Here is a 24,043-nt window from a genome sequence, read left to right as displayed (position 1 = left end):
CTATAGGGACATGGGATCATTTTATGAAATGGAAATTACGTTTTGGTGCTGTCGCAGGGCATACCTTAGAATTTTATGATGTTGCAATTTTTGCTGCAATTTCATCATATTTAAGTGCAGAATTAACCCGCCTAGGTTATCAGCAAGCAACGGAGCTGGTGTGGGGGATTTTTGCTTTACGTTTTCTTATTCGGCCATTAGGGGGGGATGTAATTGGCCGTTATGCGGATAAAGTCGGTAAAAAACCGGCAATGATTTTGGTCAGCATTCTTACCGGTAGTGCCACATTGTGTATGGCATTTCTGCCTATTGAATTATTAGGGATATATACACCTTTAGCCATCCTATTTCTTCAAATGTTGCTATCTTTTAGTTTTGCGGGTGAAAGCCCATCACTGTCTACCTATTTATATAAAGATTCTAAACCCCAAGAACGAGGTCGAATTTCAGCGTTGTTAACTGGAAGTGCGGTTGTTGGCGTTATTGGCTCGTTAGGAATTGTGTTAATTCTTGAAAATATATTAACCCCTGAAACCATGCAAAGAGTGGGATGGAGAATACCACTGCTATTAGGTTTAGGTAATATACTGATCTGTTTCTGGTTTCGCTATCGCTTACCAGACCAACCCATTGAATATGATGGGCGCCAAAGAATAGATTGGCTTAAGGCATTTAATATTTTACTGATTGTTATTCCTGGTTCGGTTGTTTTTTATACCTTAAATTTTTCATCTTCGTTTTTACTTAAGGAGCTAGAACTCGAAGAATTTAAAAGCATATATTCAATGATATCATCAACGTTATTATTGGTTTTAATGGCAATAGTTGGTTGGCTAACAGATAAATACAGCTACTCTGAGCGGGTGTTTAACTTAGGGGTAAAGCTCGCTACGATATTATCAATTCCTATTTATTACCTAATGTCTACTAAGGTTTTATCATTAGTACTTATCTCCCAATCGTCAATTATTATTATTTCAGCGATGGTGTTATGCAATTGGAATTATGCGATGGCAAAACCAGCCAATGGGCAAGTTACGACGTTAAGTATGGGGTATAACCTTGCATCGACGATTATAGGTGGGTTAACGCCATTAATTATCAATTACTTAGTCCTCATTGATGTTTCCTTGGTGGGTGTTTTTGTTTCATTGAGCTCGTTAACGCTATTTGCGTCATTTTTATTGAATAAAAAACAAAGGTTATTAACTGCTTAAATTTAAGGGGGATGTATGAATATTGAAAATAAACACTTAGAACTGTCTTGTTCTGGTTTTGGTGATAAGTTTTTAAAATATTTCGATTGGAATGATATGGATGTGACTTACAGTAGAGTGGATGTAACAAATAACGTGGTAAAAGTTATTTCAAATCACTATGAGTGGATTTTAATGTTTTGGGATGATGACCTAGATAAAAAAGTAAAGGAACGATTAACCCCCGGTATTCAATATTGGAATAATTACTCTGCCGCATTCCAAAAAACATTATCTAAAACAGATAAGAAAGAAATGAAGGTGGATTTTTGTACCCAATATGGTGGTATATATGAAATTACCTCAATAAATTCAAGAAAAAAATTCACAAGTAATGAATTATTAGAACTCTATAAATTAAGAGCAGTTATTTCTGATTACTCCCAACATGCTTGGAAAGATAATGAAAATATTATTTTACCACTTAGGGCTGACATAAGCTTATCTCAAAAAATTGAAGATAATAACCGAGATATTTTAGATGCTCACCACTACATGCGTTTTGGTAATATTCGTTTTACCCGTAAAGAAATGATGACTATCCGATTACTATTATCACATTGCCGGGTAAAGGAAATTAGTTATATCCAAGGTTGTTCGGAAGCGACTGAAAATAAACGTATTCAACGTATTAAGGAAAAATTAGGTTGCTCTTATACTTCACCTAGCGGTTTATTTCAGGCATTAAAAGAAAATGGCATTACCCTTGCTTGTCTGGAGTCTCTGGTAAGTTACCCTTAATTTAAAATATCTATTTTAACGTATTGAATTATTAACCAAATTGAGAGTAGGGATGTGGAGCCTTTAATTCATTAACTTCCAGATGCTAATAAGTATACTGTTTTTTAAAAGTATTAATTTTAATCTAATAATTTAAAAAATAATCAAATTAAGGATAGTGTATGGATATAGAAAATAATTTATTAGAAAAATCCTGTTCTAATTTAACAAGCCTTTTTTCAAAGTATTTTGATTGGAATGATATAGATTTGTCCATAACCAGAGTTGATCTTAGTAATAAGCAAGTGAGTATTATGTCAAATAATTACGAATGGCTGCTCATATATTGGAATGCTGATTTAGATTTACGTTTAAGTGAACGGTTATCTCCAGGGATTCAATACTGGAGTAATTACTCAGAAAGCTTTATAAACACATTAGCAAAAACTAAAAAAAGAAAATTGAAAATTGATTTTTGTGCGAAGTATGGAAACATGTATGACATTGTCTCCATTAATTCTAGGAGGATAATTTCACTCAACGATATGATATCACTTTATAAGTGTAGGCCAACGATTATAGATTTTGCGTATGAATCATGGAAAAAAGGCAAAGATAATTATGCTATTTTACCCTTGCGCGAGGAAATTAAGTTTCCACAGAATAGAGTTTATAAGCTTAGTGAACAAGAGCTTGAACCTTTAGATATTCATCCTTATATGCGTTTTGGTAATATTCGTTTTACTCGTAAAGAAATAATTAGTATTCGATTGTTATTATCACATTGTCGTGTAAAAGAAATCAGTTATATCCAAGGTTGTTCAGAAGCGACAGAAAACAAACGTATTCAACGTATTAAGGAAAAATTAGGTTGCTCTTATACTTCACCTAGCGGCTTATTTCAGGCATTAAAAGAAAATGGCATTACCCTTGCTTGTTTGGAGTCTTTGGCTAGTTATCCCTGAAGGCCAGAATATTTTGCTACAAGGAAAGTCATTAATAGAAAAGGGACAAAAATGAAATGGAAATTTAGATTTGGTGCAGTTGCTGGTAATGCTTTGGAATACTATGATATTGCAGTTTTTGCAGCTATATCTACTTATTTAAGTATTGAATTAACTAAATTAGGTTATTTTCAAGCGACAGAAATAGTATGGGGTATCTTTGCATTACGTTTTTTAATCCGCCCTTTAGGCGGATATGTTATCGGTCGCTATGCTGATACGGTAGGAAAAAAGTCAGCCCTAGTATTAACAAGCTTGATAACCGGTACGGCAACATTAATGATGGCACTGTTACCCATTGAATTATTAGGGAACTATACGCCATTAGTGATATTAATTTTACAATTGGCTCTTTCTTTTAGCTTCGCAGGTGAATTTCCTTCTCTAATTACATATTTATTTAAGGATTTAGATGGAAATATTCGATCTAGAGTTTCGTCAATTATTGTTGGTAGTTCTTTGTGTGGAGTCATTGCATCATTAGCTATCGTTTTCATACTAAAGAATACGTTATCTGAAGATACTATGCAGTCAATTGGATGGAGAATTCCATTGTTAATTGGTTTGGTTAATATTTTTATTAGCTTTTGGTTTAGAGCTAAATTACCTAATTATAAAAATGAGTTAGATAAAAAAGCGATATTTAGTTGGTATCATGTATTTTGGGTGTTCTTATTTACCATTCCAGGTACTGTCACTTTTTACTCTCAAAGTTTGTCAACCTCACTAATTATTCAACAATTAAAGATAGATGAGATAAAAAATTATTATGAAATATTTTCATCCGGTTTATTGCTAGTTTTTATGATGATATGCGGTTGGCTAACAGACAAGTATAGTTCGGCTAAATCTGTTTTTGATATGGGCGTTAAAGGGATGGTGTTGTTTTCAGCGCCACTTTATTTTTTATTACAAATAGATAGTTTGCTTCTAGTCTTTTTTACTCAAGTTGTTATGTCCGCATACTCAGCGATGATATTGTGTAATTTATCAGCGGTACTGATGGGCAAATCTAATGGGCAGGCAACAATATTAGGTGTTGGTTATAATAGCGCAGCTGCCTCTATCGGTGGGATCACCCCTCTGATTGTCAGTTATTTAGGTCACTTTAACCTAGGTTATGTTGGGCTATTTATTGCGGTTTGTGGGCTTTTTTACTTTGTATCTGCTTGTTTGCCAAAACCAAACCCTGCTTAGTGTTAACCATGATTTAATCCCCCCGTTAGGGGGGAAATCATCATAAATTATAGAGCTGTAGTAATAGAAAATAAGATTGCCACCCTATTGGGTATACAAAAATTTTGCGGATGAAAAATAAAACCCAGTATTAAATGTGTTATTTGATGAGTTGGCTGAAACGTTGGTATAGGATCTCGCCCAGAGTATGTTGATCATACTCAGTACTATTGGCTAAATTATCAACAGCAGCATGCATGGAGTGATAAATCATTGTCGCCATCAATTCATGTGGCAATTCTGGCCATGCTTTGTTTTGCTCACCAAAAGCTAAAATAGCTTTAATCTGTTCAACTGCACGGGTTTCATGATCATTACTGCGGCCGTGGTATTCGTCATGAAATAGCATGTCGTGAATATTTTGTTTTTCAACATAGTATTTGACGCTATTTTCACACCACGATTTCAGCTTGGCAGTGGCACTTTTTTGTGAATCTAAAGCAGATTGAATGTAGCCTAAATACCAGTCCATGTAGCGTGTGCGTAAGGCTTCCATAATGTCATTTTTGGATTGGAAGTAGTGATAAAAAGTACCTTTTGCGACATCGGCAACGATGACAATTTCACTGACAGTTGTATTGACAAACCCTTTGGAAAGAAAGAGTTTTTCCGCTGCATTCATCAGGTCATCTAACCTTTCTTCCGCAGGTTTCGTTCTTGGCTTTTTAGGTGGTGTTGTCATTGAGTTTTTCTCTTAATGTTCTTTTCACAACAAAGATTATTCAGGCATCATAGCATTTAAATGAGTTACCCTAACATTTAGCCTGCCGATAGTTTTATTTCTTTTGTTTCTAAAGCTTTTTTAGCACAAAAAAGTAAATAAATGACGATAAGTAACGCATAAAGCATAGCCCCAATCATCCACACCCAACCGTCCCATATCAGCAATGTTTGGCCAAAAATAACGCTAAATAGTAATGGGCCAATTACCCCTGTGGCATTGGTTAAACTCACTAATACTCCTTGTAATTTACCTTGATTAGCGTGATTGACGTGAGCTGACATCAACCCTTGTAGTGCTGGTAATGCAATACTACCACCGGCGAGTAAGATTAATGTAGGGTAAATCATCCAACCTTCGGTGAGTAATGACAAAATAATAAATGCGCTTCCGTCTGCGACAAAGCCGACAATGATTGTTACCTTTTCATTGAATTTTTTGGCAATGGCGCCAGCAACAAAAGCTTGGAATAGGGTATGCATAACGCCTAAGCCAGCCAAAGATAACCCAACTTGCACACTATTCCATTGGAAGCGATTTTCGGTAAATAGCACCCAGGTTGTTGCAGGGATCTGACCAATTAACTGTGCCATAAAAAAGACAAAAAGTAGCAAAATAACGGGTTTTATCAGCTGTATGAAGGGAACTGACAGCTCTACAGTTTCATTTTGATCATTCTGTATGGCATTTTTATTTTTAAAAATAAGCCAGATCACGACAAAAGAGCACGCATTCAAAATAGCCGCAATAACAAAAGGTAAATGTGGGGAAAATTGCCCTGCAAAGCCCCCAATCGCAGGGCCGGCGATTAACCCCACGCCAAATGCTGCGCCTAATCGCCCAAACCACTTAGTGCGTTCTTGTGGGGCAGTGTTGTCGGCAATAACAGAAGCCGCTACGGCGCCTGTTGCGCCAGTGATCCCTGAAATTAAACGGCCTAAATACAGCATCCAAAGTGAGCTCGATAAAGCCAATAAACTGTAGTCCAGTACGGCTCCTGCAAGGGAGATCAACAAAATAGGCTTGCGACCGAATTTATCAGACCATCTGCCCAATATTGGGGCAAAAAATACCTGCATGATGGAGTACAAAGCCAGCAAGATACCGTAATGATTTGCCAAGTTTTCTAGCGTCACATACTCGCGGAGTAAGGCAGGTAAAACAGGCATGATCAAACCGATCCCCATAGCATCAAGGGCGGTGATCGTTAATGCAGTGATCGCAAATTTATTCATTATTCATTTCTCTATCATTGATAGATTTGGAATGTATCCCTATCAGTGATAGAGTGTCAATAGAAAATTAAGGGGAAAGCGATGGCAAGATTGGATAAAGAAACCATTATTACGGCTGCACTAGATTTGCTGAATGAAGTGGGAATGGAAGGACTGACAACGCGAAAATTGGCTCAAAAGCTCGGGGTTGAGCAACCCACACTGTATTGGCATGTAAAGAACAAGCGCACATTGTTGGATGCATTATCGGTTGAAATGTTAAAACGACATCATGACCATCCATTACCTGTTGAAGGTGAAACGTGGCAGGAGTTCTTGCGCCATAATGCACTAAGTTTTCGTCGAGCCTTACTTAGTTACCGTGATGGGGCAAAGGTACATTTAGGCACGCGGCCTAGTGCAGAGCAATACGCCACGGTGGAAAAACAATTGCAGTTTATGATTGATAGCGGTTTTTCATTAAAAAGTGGCCTTTACGCAGTGAGTGCAGTGGGGCACTTTACATTAGGTTCAGTACTTGAGCAGCAAGAACATTTGGCAGCAATGGGTGAGAGAGATGTTGAACAAGACGGAGCGATGCCATTGTTATTAAAAGAAGCTATTCAAATCATGGATAATGATGATGGAACAGAAGCATTTTTGTTTGGTTTAGAATCACTTATTCGAGGCTTTAAGCCCTAAAAAAGAAAAGGTATGACAATGTGCTGTCATACCTTTTATTAAAATAATGTGTGATTGCATTATTTACAGAGTAAATACACCAATAATTGCAATTACACTAATGATTGCTGAGCCACCGTAGAAAACCCATTTTGTCGCAGGGACATGGATTTTAAAGTCGTGCAGCGTATGGTGGATACGGTGCATACCACACCAAACTGGCAAAATAATCATCAGTAATAAGAAAACGCGGCCGATAAAGCTTTGGCTAAATGCCATAATGCGCTCATAGCTCAGCATTTCTGGTGCCACACCGAGAGGAATTAAAATTCCTAACAGAATGATGATTGCAGGGCCAATTACAGCACTCCACATACCACCTGCACCAAATAACCCCCAGAAAATCGGCTCATCGGAACGTTTAGGCGTTAGATTCATCAGATTCTCCTTAGATTAAAATAACAATGCGATTGCTAAGATTGCTGCCGTAACAACAATCGTAAGAGCCCAGAAGCCTTTAACGATAGGCTCCTCAGACATTTTCTTATCTTTTACAATAATACTGACGGCTTTTGGTGCAAGTTTGAACCACGTTGTGGTGTGCAATAATGTTGCCGCCAAAGTAATAATGTTAATGATAAGAATGATTGGGTTGCTTAAGAACCCAACAAAGCCAGCCCATGATTCTGGACCGCTTTTCAGCGCAAATACCCCATACAGGACTAAAATACTGAACCAGACCTGAAGGACGGAGGTACTTTCACGCATGATGTAAAAGCGGTAAAAACCCAGCTTTTGCCACCAATCACCCTTCATTTCTCTGACATAGGGTTTACGTTTCGTAGTCATGACTTCAATTCTCCTTATCGTGGCTTCAGCATGGCGATAACAAAGTCTTGCGCGCTGGCAACTTTCCCTTGTTGGATCGCACCCGCAGGGTCAACATGCTTAGGACAGACTTCAGAACAGTAGCCTACAAACGTACAGCTCCAGACACCATTGTCACCGTTTAATAAGGTCATGCGTTCTTTCGCACCATGGTCTCGGTTATCTAAATTGTAGCGCTCTGCCAATGTGATCGCGGCTGGGCCGATGAACTCTGGGTTCAGTCCAAATTGTGGGCAAGCTGCATAGCACAGACCACAGTTGATACAGCCTGAAAATTGATGGTATTTGGCCATCTGTGCAGGCGTTTGCTTATTTGGGCCTTCAGAAGGTTTACGGTCATTACCGATAATATACGGTTTGATCGCTTCTAAACGCTCAATAAAGTGAGTCATATCAACAACAAGGTCGCGCTCGATTGGGAAGTTACCTAATGGCTCAACTTTCATACCTTGCGGGTATTCACGCAGGAATGTTTTACACGCCAGTTTAGGTACTTTATCCACCATCATGCCGCAAGAACCACAAATCGCCATACGACAAGACCAACGGTAAGACAGGTCTGGAGCGAGGTTATCTTTGATATAGCCTAACGCATCTAACAAAGAAGTTTGCTCGTCGTAAGGGACATCATACGTCACCAAATGGGGCTCACTATCCGTTTCCGGATTGTAACGCATGATCTCCATTTTTAGGTGTTTCATATCATCCATTAGCTTGCTCCTTCTTCGCCTTATCTTGAGCTTCAGCTTCGGCACCGTAAACACGTTTAGCTGGCTGAGATTTCGTGATTTTCACGTCACTGTACTCTAAACGAGGGGAGCCCTCTGGGTTATAGAATGCCAAAGTATGTTTAAGGAAATTAACATCATCACGCTCAGTACAGCCTTCATCGAGACGTTGGTGTGCACCACGTGATTCTTTACGGTTGATTGCAGAGTGAGCCATACATTCCGCCACATCAAGGCCAAAGCCTAATTCAATGGTGTACAGTAGGTCAGTATTAAATACGCTGCTATGGTCGGTAATTTCGACGTGTTTGAAGCGTTCTTTCAGCTCAGCAATTTTATCAACGGTTTTTTGCATTAATTCGGGGGTACGGTAGATACCGCAGCCTTCTTCCATTGAAATACCCATTTCGTCGCGGATCTTCGACCAGCTCTCTTTCCCTTTTTGGTTCATGAGTTTGCTGAGGTCAGCTTCGATATCACGAGTACGGGCTTCGATAGCATTTGCATTGGCTGGTGTTGCTTCAGCAGCATGGCGAGCGGCTTCTTCACCTGCCAGACGACCAAATACAACTAATTCAGCTAATGAGTTAGAACCTAAACGGTTTGCACCGTGCAAGCCAACAGAAGAACACTCACCGACAGCAAATAGGCCTTTGATGCGTGTTTCTGTGCGTTGATCCGTTTCGATACCACCCATGGTGTAGTGAGCGGTTGGGCGAACAGGAATTGGGTCTGTTACTGGGTCAACACCTACGTAGGCTTTCGCCAATTCACAAATAAATGGTAAACGCTCATGCAGTTTTTCTGCGCCAAGGTGACGTAGATCCAGATAGACGACATCACCACGGTGAGTGCTGATCGTACGGCCTGCACGCCATTCGTGCCAGAACGCTTGGGAAACTTTGTCACGTGGACCCAGTTCCATATATTTATTTTCAGGTTTACCCAGTGGAGTTTCAGGCCCCATTCCGTAGTCTTGCAGGTAGCGATAGCCGTCTTTATTGACAAGGATCCCGCCCTCACCACGACAACCTTCGGTCATTAAGATACCTGAACCCGGTAACCCAGTTGGGTGATATTGAACAAATTCCATATCACGCAGCGGCACGCCATGGCGGAATGCGATACCCATACCATCACCGGTTACAATACCGCCATTGGTATTGTAGCGATAAACGCGTCCAGCACCGCCAGTTGCCATCACGATGGCATTAGCACGGATCTGGACTTTTGTTCCTTCCATCATATTTAACGCGACAAGACCACGGACTTGGCCTTCATCAACAATGATATCGAGAACAAAATGTTCGTCAAAACGTTGAATTTGTGGATATTTTAATGAAGTTTGGAACAGGGTATGGAGCATGTGGAAGCCAGTTTTATCAGCAGCAAACCACGTACGCTCAATTTTCATTCCACCAAAACGGCGAACGTTAACTGAACCATCTGGTTTACGGCTCCACGGGCAGCCCCATAGCTCTAGTTGGGTCATTTCTGTTGGGCAGTGTTCGACAAAATAGTCGACAACATCTTGCTCACACAGCCAGTCCCCACCAGCTACAGTATCATTAAAATGATAGTCATAGGAGTCATGAGCCTGAGTAACTGCTGCTGATCCCCCCTCTGCGGCCACAGTGTGACTACGCATTGGGTATACTTTTGAGACCAGAGCAATCTTGATATTGGGATTTGCTTCAGCGGCAGCAATTGCTGCACGTAAGCCTGCGCCCCCGGCCCCGATAATCGCTAAATCGGCATTGAAGGTTTGCACTGCGCTTCTCCATTGTTCAAGTGTAAAATTGATAAATTCTTTTAAATACTTTTGATAATTAGCTACGTCATTTTCAGTTCAACTTAAAGCTAAACTACGAAATATCTGTTTTTTAATAGTAAATAATATAATAGCTAATAATGACTTATCATGCTGTGAATTATAGCGAATAGTCCTCAAGATAAATTTGATATAGAGGGGTGTTTTGGCCAAATTTAGCGATAAAGTGTGAGATAGATCTTCTTTTTATAAATTGTTTTTACATTACTGGATTTTCTAGGCTGTTAACACCGAATAAAAAGGAATTTCAAATGATTATCATTAAATTTACATAGACTTTTAGTGTATAAAACCAAGTGAATTACTCAGGTTTTATCAATAATAAGTGATTAATACTATTATTATAGCTGAAGAGTTTAATTCATATTGAATGCTAATTTGCGAGGAGTCTCACTATTTATTATTTAGAATAAATTTAATTTTGAACAGAAAATTTTAAAATAGATTGAGAAAGCGAATCGTTTCGCTTTTTTAGTAACAGATATGTCACATAATATAAGAATTAATCATGTTTCTGGCTACTTTCATTACTCTTCCCACCTCTGTAGGATAAAGCTAAAAGTAAAGGCTTTGCCTAATCGTATAAAGCAAGAGATAATCAGGCTATCTCTACTTACTCATCATCATGCCGACAGTTGCAAGTATTTACGTTCAGATAAATATGCATTATCAGTGTAAATGCATTGTGTGTTGCCTGTGAGGTGGGTACACTGCACGACTAAGTTTATTTTGGAGTCATCTTAATGAGTGATATAGCGAATTGGCAGCCAACCGCCCCCATCGCTAACCTGTTACAGCGCGCAAAAATAATTGCGGAAATCAGACGTTTTTTTACTGATCGTTGTGTACTTGAAGTCGAAACCCCCGCAATGAGTCAGGCAACAGTCACTGACATTCATCTTGTTCCATTTGAAACGCGTTTTGTGGGCCCTGGTGCAGCGCAAGGTATTAATTTATATTTAATGACCAGCCCTGAATACCACATGAAACGTTTATTAGCGGCCGGTAGTGGTCCTATCTATCAGTTAGGTCGTAGCTTTAGAAATGAAGAAGCAGGGCGACATCATAACCCTGAATTTACCATGTTAGAGTGGTACCGCCCGCATTTTGATATGTATCGCTTGATCAATGAAGTGGATGACCTACTGCAACAAGTTTTAGAATGTGAGAGTGCAGAGCTACTTTCATACCAACAAGCATTTTTACGCTATTTGGATATTGACCCGTTATCTGCTGAAAAAAGTGAATTACGTGAGGTTGCAGCCCGTTTAGATTTGAGCAATATCGCGGATCAGGAAGAAGATAAAGATACCTTACTTCAACTGCTATTTACCATGGGCGTTGAGCCTCATATTGGTAAAGAAAAGCCTGCAGTCGTGTATCATTTCCCTGCAACCCAAGCGTCTCTTGCCGTAATTAGCACGGAAGATCATCGTGTTGCTGAGCGTTTTGAGGTGTATTATAAGGGAATGGAACTAGCAAATGGTTTCCATGAACTCACTGATGCAAGCGAACAACGCCAGCGATTTGAACAAGACAACCGTAAGCGAGCGGCAATGGGGCTACCTACTGCACCTATTGATGAGCACTTGCTCGCGGCTTTAGAGCATGGTTTACCTGATTGTTCTGGTGTCGCTGTTGGGGTTGATAGGCTGATTATGATTGCTTTAAATGCAGATAAAATCAGTGATGTGATCGCATTCCCTGTCACTATCGCGTAATTTATTTTCAAAACCGATTAGACTTGCTGCCAAACATAATATGTTTGTCAGCAGTCTGAATGCAGCCAAATGGCTGCATTCTTATTTTGTCCCAGAAAACTATTTTTGTTTCTGTTGCTCTAAGAACTTAACCCCTAAATCAGGGAAGTCGGTGAAGGCACCATCGACATCAGCTTGGTTATAAATGATGTCATAAAGCTGTTGCCCATCTTTGGCGTATTTTGGCAGCTTATCAACCCGGATAGTGAACGGATGCACTGCCATTTTGTTATCATGAGCTTCTTTAACCATGCCATTCACTTTGATATTAGTTGGCGTGGATTCTTCACTAATTAGCATATGATAATCAGGGCCAATGCCATCTGCATAGGTTGCAATTTCTTTCATTGCACCCGGTTTCATCATCCAATCATAATTATAATTAACCCAAGTTCCGTCAGGTTTTTGCTCTTGAGTTTCGTTCCAATCGGTGTAAGCAATCAATTGAATTAATTTAAGATCTATCCCCATTTCTGGCATCAAGGTATTTTTGATACGTTTTAGGTCATTAGGGTCAAATGACTGTAGATAAACGTTGGAATCCTTGGTGGTATAGCCATACTCTTTAAGGACTTCGAGTGTTTTTTTGGTGATATCTTTGCCTTCTTGTAAGTGGAACCAAGGGGCTTTAATTTCTGGGTAGATACCAATATTTTTACCCGTTGATTTGTTTAGTCCTTGAACAAATTCAATCTCTTCTTGGAAGGTATGAACGCGGAAGTCTGATTTGCCCATTGGGAAGCGGTTCGGATAGCTTTGCACTTTTTTACCATCAACAATATCAAATCCTTCTGTAAAATTGAGTGATTTGATTTCATCAAGGGTAAAGTCAATCGCATAGTAACGGCCATCTTTACGGGCGCGATCAGGGAAACGTTCAGCAACATCTGTCACGCGATCGAGATAATGGTCATGTAAGACCACGAGCTCGTTATCTTTCGTCATAACTAAATCTTGCTCAAGAAAATCAGCACCTTGTGCGTAAGCCATTGCTTTTGCAGGTAGGGTATGTTCCGGTAAGTAACCACTTGCACCACGATGTGCAATGACAACTTTACTTGAAGCTTGAGCTACAGCAGACACTGACATCACTAAAACCATACTAGCCACCAATGTTTTTAATGGAAAGCTCATGATTATATCTCCTTGGCACTTTATTTGGGTAAAAAAATGGGCTACATCATTTTTTGATATAGCCCACGAGTCTAGCGATTAACAATGAACATTTGATGAATGTTTATTGTGAGTTTGCTAATTCACGTTTATGTTTGCTTTCGCTCAACATCACGATAAACAGTAGAACAACCGCTAATGCTGAACCACCGATCATGACAGCGAAGCCACCGTCCCAACCGAAGTAGTCTACGGTATAACCAACGATAGCACTTGCTGCTACAGAACCACCGAGGTAGCCGAACAAGCCTGTGAATCCTGCGGCTGTACCTGCTGCTTTTTTCGGTGCAAGTTCAAGGGCGTGCAAACCAATCAACATAACAGGACCATAGATTAGGAAACCGATGATCAACATACATGCCATATCAACATTTGGGTTACCAGCTGGGTTCATCCAGAACACGATAGTTGCAATGGTTACCAGAACCATGAAGAACACACCAGTGGCTCCACGGTTACCACGGAAGACTTTATCCGACATCCAACCACACAGTAACGTACCTGGGATACCTGCGTATTCATATAAGAAGTAAGCCCATGAAGATTTGTCCATTGCGAAGTGTTTAACTTCTCGCAGGTAAGTTGGAGACCAGTCCAAAACACCATAACGCAGTAAGTAAACGAACACGTTAGCAATCGCAATCATCCATAACAGTTTGTTTGGGAAAACATACTTCATGAAGATTTCTTTTGCAGTTAACTCTTGCTCATCTGATGCTTTATAGTCAGTTGGATAGTCGTTTTTGTACTCTTCAATTGGAGGAAGACCACAAGACTGCGGGGTGTCGCGCATTAACGCAAATGCAATGATTGCAACAAGGATAGCAGCCAATGCAGGCATATACAGCGCAGCTTTCCAGTCGTTAAACCATGCCATACCTAACATGAACAGTAATGGAGGGATACCACCACCGACGTTGTGCGCACAGTTCCAAACCGAAACGATACCGCCACGTTCTTTTTGTGACCACCAGTGAACCATGGTACGTCCACAAGGAGGCCAACCCATACCTTGGAACCAACCACAAAGGAACAGTAATACGAACATTACCATGATGCTCGATGTTGCCCATGGCACGAAGCCCATGACTAACATCACCGCGGAGGCGAGAATCAAACCTGCTGGTAAGAAATAACGCGGGTTTGCACGGTCGGAAAACGACCCCATAATAAATTTAGAAAATCCGTAAGCAATTGAGATCCCTGATAATGCAAAACCAAGGTCACCTTTAGAGAAACCTTGTTCAACAAGATATGGCATCGCTAACGCAAAGTTCTTTCGGACTAGATAATACGCTGCGTAACCAAAGAAAATACCCATGAAGATCTGCCAGCGAAGCTTACGATAGACAGGATCTACCTTATCAGCTGGCAGCCTCTGTATATGAGGTGCTGGTTTAAAAATGCTTAACATATACGCCTCCGATGGCATGCTAATTTTTATTTACACTTCCATTCTCTACTTCAGAGAAATATTGAGTGTTTATTATTGGTGAAGTAACAAAAACGAAAATAATCGAGTAATTTAAGAGTCTTTATTTTCTTAATTGCTCTAAATTGTAGTCGTTAAAAAACAATTTATCTGTAATCTAACGCACAATTATTGATTTTGTTTATGAGGTTGCATAGTAAATGACATTTGTGAATGGAATGGAACTAGAAATGTTAATTATTTTGTGATTTTCATCACGATTTTGCTCTTTAAAACACGGAAAATGGATCTATTGCTTTCGTTTTTGTTCCTTATCAAACATTGATCGCGTTTCTGGACTATATTTAATAATAGATTATAAAAATAGAACCTATACTTATCTATTATAGAAACGTTTATTAATGTGAGGAATGCGACATGAATGGCTCATCTGTGACTGAAACGGATGTCATCATTATTGGTGGTGGCGCAACAGGTGCAGGGGTCGCTCGTGACTGCGCTCGCCGAGGTCTAAGAACCGTTTTGCTCGAAAGGCATGATATTGCGACTGGTGCGACCGGGCGTAACCATGGATTACTTCATAGTGGCGCGCGCTATGCAGTCACTGATGGTGAGTCTGCCAGAGAATGTATAGAAGAGAACAAGATTTTAAAGCGTATCGCGCATCACTGTATTGAGCGAACAGATGGCTTGTTTATTACCCTCCCTGAAGACAGCTTAGAGTATCAGCAACAATTCATTACGGCTTGCCAAACTGCAGGCATTGATGCGACGGCGATTGACCCTAAAGAGGCGATTCGTCTTGAACCTTCCGTTAACCCACATCTAATCGGTGCGGTTCGTGTTCCTGATGGCACGGTTGACCCATTTCGTTTGACTGCAGCAAATATGTTAGATGCCAGAGAGCATGGCGCGAAAGTGTTAACTTATCACGAAGTCATTGGTTTGATTCGTGATGGTGATACTGTACGTGGCGTGACGGTTTATGATCACCATGCCAAAAAACAGTATGATATTTATGCAGAAATTGTCGTTAATGCAGGCGGGATTTGGGGACAAAAAATCGCAGAGTATGGCGAATTAAAAATTAAAATGTTCCCTGCAAAAGGGGCATTATTAATTTTAGGCCACCGCTTGAATAACATGGTGATAAACCGCTGCCGTAAACCTGCAGATGCCGATATTTTGGTTCCCGGCGATACGATTTCCCTGATTGGCACCACATCGACTCATATTGAATATGATCAAATTGATAATATGTATGTCACCCCTGAAGAGGTGGATATTCTTATTCGCGAAGGTTCAATGCTGTCTCCTGCACTTGCGACAACGCGCATTTTACGTGCGTATGCAGGCGTTCGACCATTAGTTGCCAGTGATGATGACCCATCAGGGCGTAATGTGAGCCGTGGTATTGTGTTGTTAGACCACGCTAAACGTGATGGCTTAGAAGGTTTCATCACCATTACGGGTGGCAAGTTGATGACTTATCGCCTGATGGCGGAATGGGCTACAGATAAAGTTTGCGAAAAACTGGGTCATAGCGCCAAATGTACAACCGCAGAAGCGCCGTTACCGGGCTCGCAGCACAGCGCAGAAGAAGCCTTACGTAACGTTGTTTCTATTCCTGCTCCTATTCGTGGCTCAGCGGTTTACCGTCATGGCGATAGAGCTTCTGCCATTCTCAGTACGGATAGGCTCGATAAAAGTTTAGTTTGTGAGTGTGAAGCCGTTACTGCTGGTGAAGTACGTTATGCTGTTAATTCATTGACGGTCAATAACTTGCTTGATTTAAGACGTCGTACCCGAGTGGGGATGGGAACTTGCCAAGGTGAATTATGTGCTTGCCGGGCTGCAGGCTTACTCAATCGTTTTAATGTCACAACACCTCATGAAACAGAGCAACAACTGGGCCACTTCCTGAATGAGCGATGGAAAGGTGTACGTCCAATTGCTTGGGGGGATGCACTGCGTGAAAGTGAATTTACCAGTTGGGTATATCATGGATTATGTGGCATGAACGAAGCGACACTAGGTAAGGGTGCACAGAAGGAGGCTGATAATGAAATATGATGCTGTGGTAATGGGCGGCGGCCTAGCCGGGTTACTTTGTGGTATTCGTTTAACACAATCAGGCCTGTCTTGTGCAATTGTTAGCGCCGGGCAAAATGCGCTGCATTTTTCTTCAGGTTCATTAGATTTACTTACACACTTACCGGATGGGCAAGTTGTTGAAAAGCCATTAGAAATGTTAAATGCTTTACAAGCGCAGGCTCCGACTCACCCTTATAGTATTATTGGTCAGGATCAGATTAATGAATTGGCGAATCTGGCTCAATCCTTATTACAACAAAGTGGCGTTCGTTTAAAAGGCAGCAGTAAAGAAAATCATTATCGCATTACACCTTTAGGCCATAAACGCATGACGTGGCTTAGCCCTGAGTCTGTCCCAACGGTGGGTTTACACCAAAAAATGGCAATGGGGAAAATTGCAGTTGTTGGTATCGAAGGGTTTTTAGATTTCCAACCACAAATGGTGGCGGATGAACTACAGCGTGATGGGATAGAAGCCAGTTCTCATTATGTTCATTTACCTTTACTTGACCGTTTGAGAGAAAATCCGAGTGAATTTAGGGCAATTAATGTCGCTCGTTGGTTGGATAGGCCGGAGAATATGGCGCAAATGGTTGAAGAAATTCTCCCGTTAGTGGCTGATGCCGACACCATATTCATGCCTGCTTGTGTAGGACTTGATAGTGATGAGCCATTAATTGAGTTACAAAAACGGTTAGGTAAACCCTTATTCTTACTGCCGACTTTACCGCCATCATTATTAGGTATTCGTTTACATGAGTTGCTATTGCGTCAATTTCGTCGCCAAGGCGGTATTGTGATGCCTGGTGATAAAGTCACTTCAGTGAATTGTATCGATGGGGTAATTGATTCGGTACAAACTCGCAATCATGGTGATATCTCTTTAAAAGCTAAGCATTTCGTTCTAGCGACAGGGAGTTTTTTCAATAATGGGTTGGTAGCCGAATTTGACCGTGTCTATGAGCCTTTGATGCAATTGGATCTGTGTGAAATTTCAGAACGTGCAAAATGGACCAATAAAGAGTTTTTCGCTTCCCAGCCTTATATGGCTTTTGGCGTGAAAACCGATGAAAAACTACGCGCACAAAAAGAGGGAAAAGCCATTTCTAATCTTTATGTAGCAGGTGCCGTATTAGGCGGTTTTGATCCTCTTACTCAAGGTTGTGGTGCGGGCGTATCAATGATTAGCGCATTATATGTAGCGAATCAAATAATCAATGAAATGAGTAAAAATAAAGCGATGCAGGCGGAGGTGGCGCAATGAGTATTCAAGATGCAAGCTTTGAAAGCTGTATTAAATGCACTGTGTGTACTACTTATTGCCCTGTTGCAAAGGTTAACCCTCTGTACCCTGGTCCTAAACAAGCGGGGCCTGACGGTGAGCGTTTACGTTTAAAAGACCCAATGTTATATGACGAGGCACTTAAATATTGTACTAACTGTAAGCGTTGTGAAGTGGCTTGCCCATCTGATGTAAAAATCGGTGATATTATCGCACGCGCACGTAATACTTATAGCCAGCAAAAACCTAAAATTCGTGATGCAATATTAAGCCACACGGATTTAATGGGCTCGTTATCGACACCATTTGCACCCGTGGTGAATACCATTACAGGGTTAAAACCGGTTCGTCAAATTCTTGATAAAGCATTGAAAATCGACCATCGCCGTGAATTACCTAAATATTCGTTTGGGACTTTCCGTCGTTGGTATGCAAAACAAGCTGCTGAACAAGCCAAATATGAAGAACAAGTTGCATTCTTCCATGGTTGCTATGTGAACTATAACCATCCTCAACTTGGGAAAGACCTGATCAAAGTCTTCAATGGGATGAATATTGGCGTTCAATTACTTAAACGCGAAAAATGTTGCGGTGTTGCGTTAATTGCCAATGGGTTCATGAAACAAGCGAAACGCCAAGCGAATGTTAATCTTGAATCATTACAAGAAACGATTCTTGAGAAACATGTACCTGTGGTGGCGACATCATCAACCTGTACCTTTACTATCCGTGATGAATATACCCATGTTTTAGACGTCGACACTTCAGCGATGCGTGACAACATTGAGCTGGCAACACGTTATATCTATCGCCTACTTGAAGAAGGGCGTGAATTGAAGCTCAAACACACACCGTTAAAAGTGGCCTATCACACACCATGCCACATGGAAAAAATGGGTTGGACTTCCTACACGTTAGAGTTAATTAAACGTGTACCAGGTGTTGAGCTGATTGTGCTGGATTCACAATGTTGTGGTATTGCTGGAACATATGGTTTCAAAAAAGAAAACTATGAAGTTTCTCAAGGGATTGGCGCAGGATTATTCCGCCAAATCGAAGAAAGTGGCGCTGATATGGTGATTACTGACTGTGAAACCTGTAAGTGGCAAATTGAGATGTCGACAAGTAAGAAGTGTGAGCACCCGATTTCACTCCTAGCAAGAGCGTTATAGCATGTAATTAATTGAATTGTAGGGTTGTTATTCTTTGTTTTAGCTCAGTTAAACTTATTTGGAGATAGCATTTAGCTATCTCCTTTTTTGTTTAGTGCTGATTGACTAACTGTTTTTTATCTGAGTTTGCAAAGAAATATTTCAAGATAAAATTCAAAAGCACACCATAAGCAGGTAAGAAAAATAGCATGCAAATAAGTAACTTGAAAACATAGTCAACTAACGCGATTTCGACCCAGTTTGCGGCCATAAAGGGGTCGCTACTGCGGAAAAATGCAATAAAGAAGAATGCGATAGTATCAATTAAGTTACCAAAGAACATAGCGCAGGCAGGTGCCACATACCAACGTGCATTTTGGCGCAACTTATTGAATACGCTGACATCTAATATTTGCCCAAGTACGTAAGCCATAAAGCTTGCCGCGGCGATACGAGCAACGAATAGGTTGAACTCAGATAAAGCGGTAAAACCTTGCCATTCACCTTGGAAAAACAACGCTGAAATAACGTAGGAAATCAGTAATGCAGGCAACATGACCGCAGTTATAATTCGGCGAGCCAGCGGTGCACCATAGATACGTACGGTTAAGTCAGTAGCAAGGAAAATAAATGGAAAAGTAAAAGCACCCCAAGTGGTATGGAAGTCAAAAATATTAATTGGCAACTGCACGAGGTAGTTACTAGAGGTAATGATTAAAATATGAAATAACGAAAGCCAAATTAACGCAGTGGCTTTTTGCTGCGCAGTAAAATTAAACATATTGTACCTTTTTAGTCACAATGGGGTGAGGGAACCCATGAAATACATCCCAACATTTGGGAACAGCGCATCATACGCTCGTTGCGCAACAAAAGCAAAACTGTTCATTTATCAATGAGCGTTTTATTATATAATCAGTCTATTGATTCCTTTTAGAAGTGTTTTTTAATGTCTGATTTATTTGCTAATCCAACGAAAACCCTTGATACGCTAGGGTTACGATGCCCAGAGCCTGTGATGTTAGTGCGCAAAACAGTTCGTAATATGGCTGATGGGGAAACGTTGTTAATTATTGCTGATGACCCAGCAACCACACGCGATATCCCAGGTTTCTGCCGCTTTATGGAGCATGATTTATTAGCGGTAGAGGCTGAGAATGCTCCGTATCGTTATTTGTTACGTAAAAAATCGAGTTAACCGCCATTAGCTAATTGCATTGTATCAATCCCTGCCAAAAGGCAGGGGGATTATTGTAGATTTAATACTTCCTGATGAGTTAACCCAGTGAGCTGACAGATAAGCTCAATACTTGTACCGAGTTGTAAACCTTTCAGAGCAACTTCATGTTGTTTTTTGTTTGCTCCAATATCTATGCCTCTATTTACACCAATATCTATGCCTTCTTGTATTCCTTGATTTTTTAATCGTTGCGCAATGTTCATAATCGCCTCTTGGTTATTTTCAATTTGATCAATAAGTTGGTTAACCACTATTTCAAAGTGAGGTGAATCCATAGTAATAAATAAGTAATTGAAAATAGTGATGATGTCATCGCTATGATGATAATTTTGATTCATCGCTTCAGCTAGCAACTGCGTGACTTTTTCTATGTTATCTCTTAAGTCCCTATGCTTCATCGCGAGTTCCATAACCGCAACTTTGCGATGGTTTACGAGTTCATTATCATCAATGACAGTAATATCGACGAGCGGAAATGGTTGACTATATAAGTTTGATGCAATTTCTGGCCACGGAAAACAGTGTGTCCACGGCTTAGCATATGGATAAGGCGTTACCTTTCCATGATAAAATAAAACTGGCACAACCAGGGGCAAATCATGATGGCCTTGTTGTAAATGTTGATTCATGGCAAGGAACGAATAATGCATCATCCGCCAACCCATTAGCTTATCGGGTGTTGATTGGTGTTCAACTAACATATAAATATAGCCTTCACCTTGCTGTGTCTCGACAGTGTAGAGCATATCCGAAAGACGAGTTCGTAGCTGGTTATCAATGAAAGAAGAATTTGTTATCGCTAATGTTTTGAAATCACATAATTGCTTAATATGGCTGGGTAAGTGAATATCAAAAAAGTCACGTGCATTATCAAGTTTAGACATAAACCCTTTAAATGCAGCGTCATGTGGCGTTGAACTGTGATTTTTTACCATACCCAATACCCGCTAATACCTTGCCAAAAGAGTGATTTTCAAAATGCATTTTAGCGGAATCTGGGGTTGATGGAGAAAAAGTTAGTCCTAATTCTTAAGTTAAAATTGTATTTAACGTATTGTAATAACAGTATTTATTGGAAAGGTTGTAAAAGAAAAAACGCCACTTATTGTGGCGTTTAAATCAGTTGATATAAATTACTTTTTCACTTGAGGTAATTTAACGCGTAATAGGCGCACTGCGTTTGCTGTTACGAGTGCTGTTGCACCGGAGTCAGCAAGAACGGCGACCCAAAGCCCGGTAATTCCCAACAAACTGGTGACGAGGAATACGGCTTTTAACCCTAAGGCAATCGCAATATTTTCACGAATGATTTTTCGTGTTGCGCGAGATAGCGCAATAATCTCTGCAAGCCCAGTTAAACGGTTATGAGTTAACGCGGCATCGGCAGTCTCTAATGCCACATCCGTACCACTGCCCATGGCAACACCGATACTAGACGCTTTCATTGCTGGAGCATCATTAATGCCATCACCGACCATCATCGTGCTGTGGTTTCGGTTAAGCTCCATAACCGCAGTGACTTTATCTTCCGGTAATAACCCTGCGCGGTATTCCATGCCTAATTGGCCTGCAATAGCACTTGCTGCTCGAGGGTTATCACCTGTCAGCATCACGGCATTCACGTTGAGCGCTTTTAGCATGCTCATCGTATCCGCAGCATCTTTGCGCAATGTATCTTGCAGTGCGGTTAAACCAATCACGCGGTTATTTTCGAGTGTGACAACAACGGTTTTCCCTTCTGCTTCTAAGGTTTCTACTTTACTTTGCCACTCACTGTTTAATGGCGTATCAAGGCGGTTTGGTGCGCTAACAAGGATATGTTTGTTATTAAGGTATCCTTCAATTCCTTTTCCTGCCAGTGCCTTACGCTCTTGCGCTTCAGTGACAGTCAAAGAAAGTTCTTCCGCTTTATTAACTACTGCTTTAGCAAGTGGGTGGTGAGAGCCAACTTCAACAGATGCGGTGATTTGTACTAATTCACTTTCTGACAAGCCTTCAACAGGGACTAAGTTAGTGACATGGGGTTTACCTTCTGTCAGTGTGCCCGTTTTGTCTAAAGCAATGGTCGTGATAGTTCCCAGTTGCTCCAATGCGGCTCCCCCTTTAATTAAAGCACCGCGCCGTGTAGCAGTTGCTAATGCGGAGGTAATTGCTGCAGGGGTTGAAATCACTAATGCACAAGGGCAACCAATCAATAACAGTGTTAACCCGCGATAAATCCATGTTTCCCATGGTTCGCTGAAGAAAATAGGTGGAATAACAATCACTAATGCGGAAATCAGCATGATGATTGGTGTGTATACACGGCTAAAGCGATCAATAAAACGTTCTATTGGTGCGCGACGTTCTTCTGCTTCTTCAATCAGCTGTAAAATGCGGTCAATCGCATTTTGACCCTGCTCTGATACCACCTGCATTTGAACGGCTCTATCAACAGATAAGCAACCTGCAGCCACTTTATCTCCAACATTACGTTCGACAGGTACAGATTCACCCGTTAACGCACTTTCATCAAAGCTGGCAAAACCAGATACTAACACGGCATCGGTAGGTAAACGCCCACCTGGTGCGATTTCGATAATGTCCCCGGGACGTAACTGCGCAACAGGAATAGTTGTTTTTTGCCCATTTTTGATTAAAACGGCATCTTCTGGAACCAGTGCCATTAAGGCGCTAACACCTCGTCTGGCCCTTCCGGCAGAATAAGATTCCAACATTTCGCCTAACATAAACAGTAAGATAACCATTGCGGCTTCTTCTGTTGCTTGAATAAAGATTGCGCCTATTGCGGCAACCGTCATCAATGTTTCGATGGCAAAAGGTGAACCCGTTCGCATTAAGCGTAATGATTTACGGGCAATTGGGTATAACCCAAACAGGGTGGTTAAAATAAAGGCAATATTACCCAACTGTGGATTGATAAATTCAATCCCCCAACTAATAGCCATTAAAATCGCTAAAATAATGACGGGCTTAGCTTCACTAATTAAGCTTGGTGGAGCTGCTGCCGCACTATTGCTACCGACTTCAAGTAATTCATAACCCGCAGTTTCAACGGTAGAGCGAACTGCCACACTAATATCTGTGTTGGCATCAACCACAAGTTTTTCTGTGGCAAATAATACTTTGGCTTGTTTTACTTCACTGATTTGCTTAACTGCAGTTTCAATTTTATTTGCGCAACTTGGGCAATCCATACCACGGATTATCCAGCTAAAGCGCTGGCTAGCCGCTTGGGTAGGCTCAACTTCATTCGCGACATCCGGAGTTAAACCACAGCTATTACCATGCTGGTGGTTATGTCCCTTATGATGATTGTCATTTACTGCATGCTCATGTGCAGAATGGTCCCCGATATGATGATGAGCTTCTTCATCGTCATCAGGGTTTTTCTTCACTGCACTGTGCTCGGAAGTATGTGAGTCGTTACTCACTTTTTTGTCATTTTCAGCGATAGCAGATGAGCAAGTACTGTTACTAGAGCAACAAGAACTGCTATGTACATGATTTTCTTTATGAGAGTGTGAGTGCATAAGCGCCCCCTTATCAAACAATGATTCGTTTTATCATTCATTGTTGATAAGTCTACACTCTGGAGTCTACTCCAGAGTCAAACCAAAAAGGGGGAGCCA

General features: G+C 40.8%; 21 protein-coding genes. 10 read left to right on the top strand and 11 right to left on the bottom strand.

What is annotated here, in order from left to right; translation table 11 throughout:
* The first annotated feature begins 23 nt into the window (after positions 1 to 23).
* The 4 genes from ACU696_RS19620 (at position 24) to ACU696_RS19605 (ending at position 4,177) form a co-directional block, all read left to right on the top strand.
* Complete coding sequence (locus tag ACU696_RS19620; RefSeq protein WP_209101820.1) at positions 24 to 1,217, top strand: MFS transporter; 1,194 nt, start codon at positions 24 to 26, stop codon at positions 1,215 to 1,217.
* Between the two features lie 15 nt (positions 1,218 to 1,232).
* Positions 1,233 to 1,997 (top strand): helix-turn-helix transcriptional regulator, encoded by a 765-nt coding sequence (locus ACU696_RS19615; RefSeq protein ID WP_196723503.1) that lies wholly within the window; start codon positions 1,233 to 1,235, stop codon positions 1,995 to 1,997.
* Between the two features lie 161 nt (positions 1,998 to 2,158).
* The gene (locus ACU696_RS19610; RefSeq protein WP_117162575.1) at positions 2,159 to 2,941 is read left to right on the top strand and encodes a helix-turn-helix transcriptional regulator; all 783 of its coding nucleotides are present in this window, start codon (positions 2,159 to 2,161) and stop codon (positions 2,939 to 2,941) included.
* Positions 2,942 to 2,992: 51 nt separating this feature from the next.
* The gene (locus ACU696_RS19605) at positions 2,993 to 4,177 is read left to right on the top strand and encodes an MFS transporter (protein ID WP_117162574.1); all 1,185 of its coding nucleotides are present in this window, start codon (positions 2,993 to 2,995) and stop codon (positions 4,175 to 4,177) included.
* A gap of 139 nt (positions 4,178 to 4,316) precedes the next feature.
* On the opposite strand, the gene ACU696_RS19600 is transcribed toward ACU696_RS19605, so the two are convergent.
* Together ACU696_RS19600 and tet are read right to left on the bottom strand one after the other, a co-directional pair.
* Positions 4,317 to 4,898: a TetR/AcrR family transcriptional regulator gene (locus ACU696_RS19600; protein WP_196719656.1), complete on the bottom strand. Its 582-nt coding sequence runs from the start codon at positions 4,896 to 4,898 to the stop codon at positions 4,317 to 4,319.
* A gap of 77 nt (positions 4,899 to 4,975) precedes the next feature.
* A complete protein-coding gene (gene tet, locus ACU696_RS19595) occupies positions 4,976 to 6,172 on the bottom strand; it encodes a Tet(A)/Tet(B)/Tet(C) family tetracycline efflux MFS transporter (RefSeq protein WP_196723502.1) in 1,197 nt (398 codons plus the stop codon).
* A gap of 81 nt (positions 6,173 to 6,253) precedes the next feature.
* Between tet and tetR the strand changes: the two genes are divergently transcribed.
* Positions 6,254 to 6,853, top strand: coding sequence for a tetracycline resistance transcriptional repressor TetR (gene tetR / locus ACU696_RS19590; protein ID WP_117162571.1), 600 nt, complete (start codon positions 6,254 to 6,256; stop codon positions 6,851 to 6,853).
* A 63-nt stretch (positions 6,854 to 6,916) separates the two neighbouring features.
* Here the strand turns inward: tetR and frdD are convergent, their stop codons facing one another.
* From frdD to frdA, 4 genes are read right to left on the bottom strand one after another with little or no spacing between them, the layout of a single operon-like run.
* Positions 6,917 to 7,270, bottom strand: a complete 354-nt coding sequence (gene frdD, locus ACU696_RS19585; protein ID WP_004258620.1) for a fumarate reductase subunit FrdD — start codon at positions 7,268 to 7,270, stop codon at positions 6,917 to 6,919.
* Between the two features lie 15 nt (positions 7,271 to 7,285).
* Positions 7,286 to 7,681, bottom strand: a complete 396-nt coding sequence (gene frdC, locus ACU696_RS19580) for a fumarate reductase subunit FrdC (protein ID WP_109911650.1) — start codon at positions 7,679 to 7,681, stop codon at positions 7,286 to 7,288.
* Positions 7,682 to 7,695: 14 nt separating this feature from the next.
* Entirely contained in the window at positions 7,696 to 8,430 is a 735-nt protein-coding gene (locus ACU696_RS19575) for a succinate dehydrogenase/fumarate reductase iron-sulfur subunit (protein ID WP_004258616.1), read from the bottom strand.
* The gene (frdA, locus tag ACU696_RS19570) at positions 8,423 to 10,219 is read right to left on the bottom strand and encodes a fumarate reductase (quinol) flavoprotein subunit (protein ID WP_004258614.1); all 1,797 of its coding nucleotides are present in this window, start codon (positions 10,217 to 10,219) and stop codon (positions 8,423 to 8,425) included. The genes ACU696_RS19575 and frdA overlap by 8 nt, the downstream gene beginning before the upstream one ends.
* A gap of 803 nt (positions 10,220 to 11,022) precedes the next feature.
* On the opposite strand from frdA, the gene epmA reads away from it, so the two are divergent.
* Entirely contained in the window at positions 11,023 to 12,000 is a 978-nt protein-coding gene (gene epmA, locus ACU696_RS19565; protein WP_004908119.1) for an elongation factor P--(R)-beta-lysine ligase, read from the top strand.
* A gap of 99 nt (positions 12,001 to 12,099) precedes the next feature.
* Here epmA and glpQ read toward each other — a convergent pair whose 3' ends face one another.
* Both glpQ and glpT read right to left on the bottom strand, forming a co-directional pair.
* A complete protein-coding gene (glpQ, locus tag ACU696_RS19560) occupies positions 12,100 to 13,173 on the bottom strand; it encodes a glycerophosphodiester phosphodiesterase (RefSeq protein WP_004908121.1) in 1,074 nt (357 codons plus the stop codon).
* 103 nt (positions 13,174 to 13,276) lie between these two features.
* On the bottom strand, positions 13,277 to 14,626 hold the full coding sequence (gene glpT / locus ACU696_RS19555) for a glycerol-3-phosphate transporter (protein ID WP_109911651.1): 1,350 nt from the start codon (positions 14,624 to 14,626) through the stop codon (positions 13,277 to 13,279).
* A 435-nt stretch (positions 14,627 to 15,061) separates the two neighbouring features.
* Here glpT and glpA point away from each other — a divergent pair, with 435 nt between their 5' ends.
* From glpA to glpC, 3 genes are read left to right on the top strand one after another with little or no spacing between them, the layout of a single operon-like run.
* Complete coding sequence (gene glpA / locus ACU696_RS19550) at positions 15,062 to 16,717, top strand: anaerobic glycerol-3-phosphate dehydrogenase subunit A (protein ID WP_004908124.1); 1,656 nt, start codon at positions 15,062 to 15,064, stop codon at positions 16,715 to 16,717.
* On the top strand, positions 16,707 to 18,002 hold the full coding sequence (glpB, locus tag ACU696_RS19545; protein WP_117162570.1) for a glycerol-3-phosphate dehydrogenase subunit GlpB: 1,296 nt from the start codon (positions 16,707 to 16,709) through the stop codon (positions 18,000 to 18,002). Before glpA ends, glpB begins: the two co-directional genes overlap by 11 nt.
* Positions 17,999 to 19,192, top strand: coding sequence for an anaerobic glycerol-3-phosphate dehydrogenase subunit GlpC (gene glpC / locus ACU696_RS19540; RefSeq protein ID WP_109911654.1), 1,194 nt, complete (start codon positions 17,999 to 18,001; stop codon positions 19,190 to 19,192). Before glpB ends, glpC begins: the two co-directional genes overlap by 4 nt.
* 91 nt (positions 19,193 to 19,283) lie before the next feature.
* On the opposite strand, the gene ACU696_RS19535 is transcribed toward glpC, so the two are convergent.
* Positions 19,284 to 19,952: a 7-cyano-7-deazaguanine/7-aminomethyl-7-deazaguanine transporter gene (locus ACU696_RS19535; protein WP_209101823.1), complete on the bottom strand. Its 669-nt coding sequence runs from the start codon at positions 19,950 to 19,952 to the stop codon at positions 19,284 to 19,286.
* A 168-nt stretch (positions 19,953 to 20,120) separates the two neighbouring features.
* On the opposite strand from ACU696_RS19535, the gene tusA reads away from it, so the two are divergent.
* Positions 20,121 to 20,369 carry a sulfurtransferase TusA gene (tusA, locus tag ACU696_RS19530; protein WP_004908132.1) on the top strand — a complete coding sequence of 83 codons (249 nt, stop codon included), beginning with the start codon at positions 20,121 to 20,123 and terminating at the stop codon, positions 20,367 to 20,369.
* Between the two features lie 50 nt (positions 20,370 to 20,419).
* Here tusA and ACU696_RS19525 read toward each other — a convergent pair whose 3' ends face one another.
* Positions 20,420 to 21,346 carry an Rpn family recombination-promoting nuclease/putative transposase gene (locus tag ACU696_RS19525; RefSeq protein ID WP_117162569.1) on the bottom strand — a complete coding sequence of 309 codons (927 nt, stop codon included), beginning with the start codon at positions 21,344 to 21,346 and terminating at the stop codon, positions 20,420 to 20,422.
* 198 nt (positions 21,347 to 21,544) lie between these two features.
* Positions 21,545 to 23,944: a zinc/cadmium/mercury/lead-transporting ATPase gene (locus ACU696_RS19520; RefSeq protein ID WP_209101826.1), complete on the bottom strand. Its 2,400-nt coding sequence runs from the start codon at positions 23,942 to 23,944 to the stop codon at positions 21,545 to 21,547.
* Between the last annotated feature and the right edge of the window lie 99 nt (positions 23,945 to 24,043).

It is taken from the genome of Providencia sp. PROV_01 (genome assembly GCF_053098325.1).
This window is presented reverse-complemented; position numbering and strand designations above follow the sequence as displayed.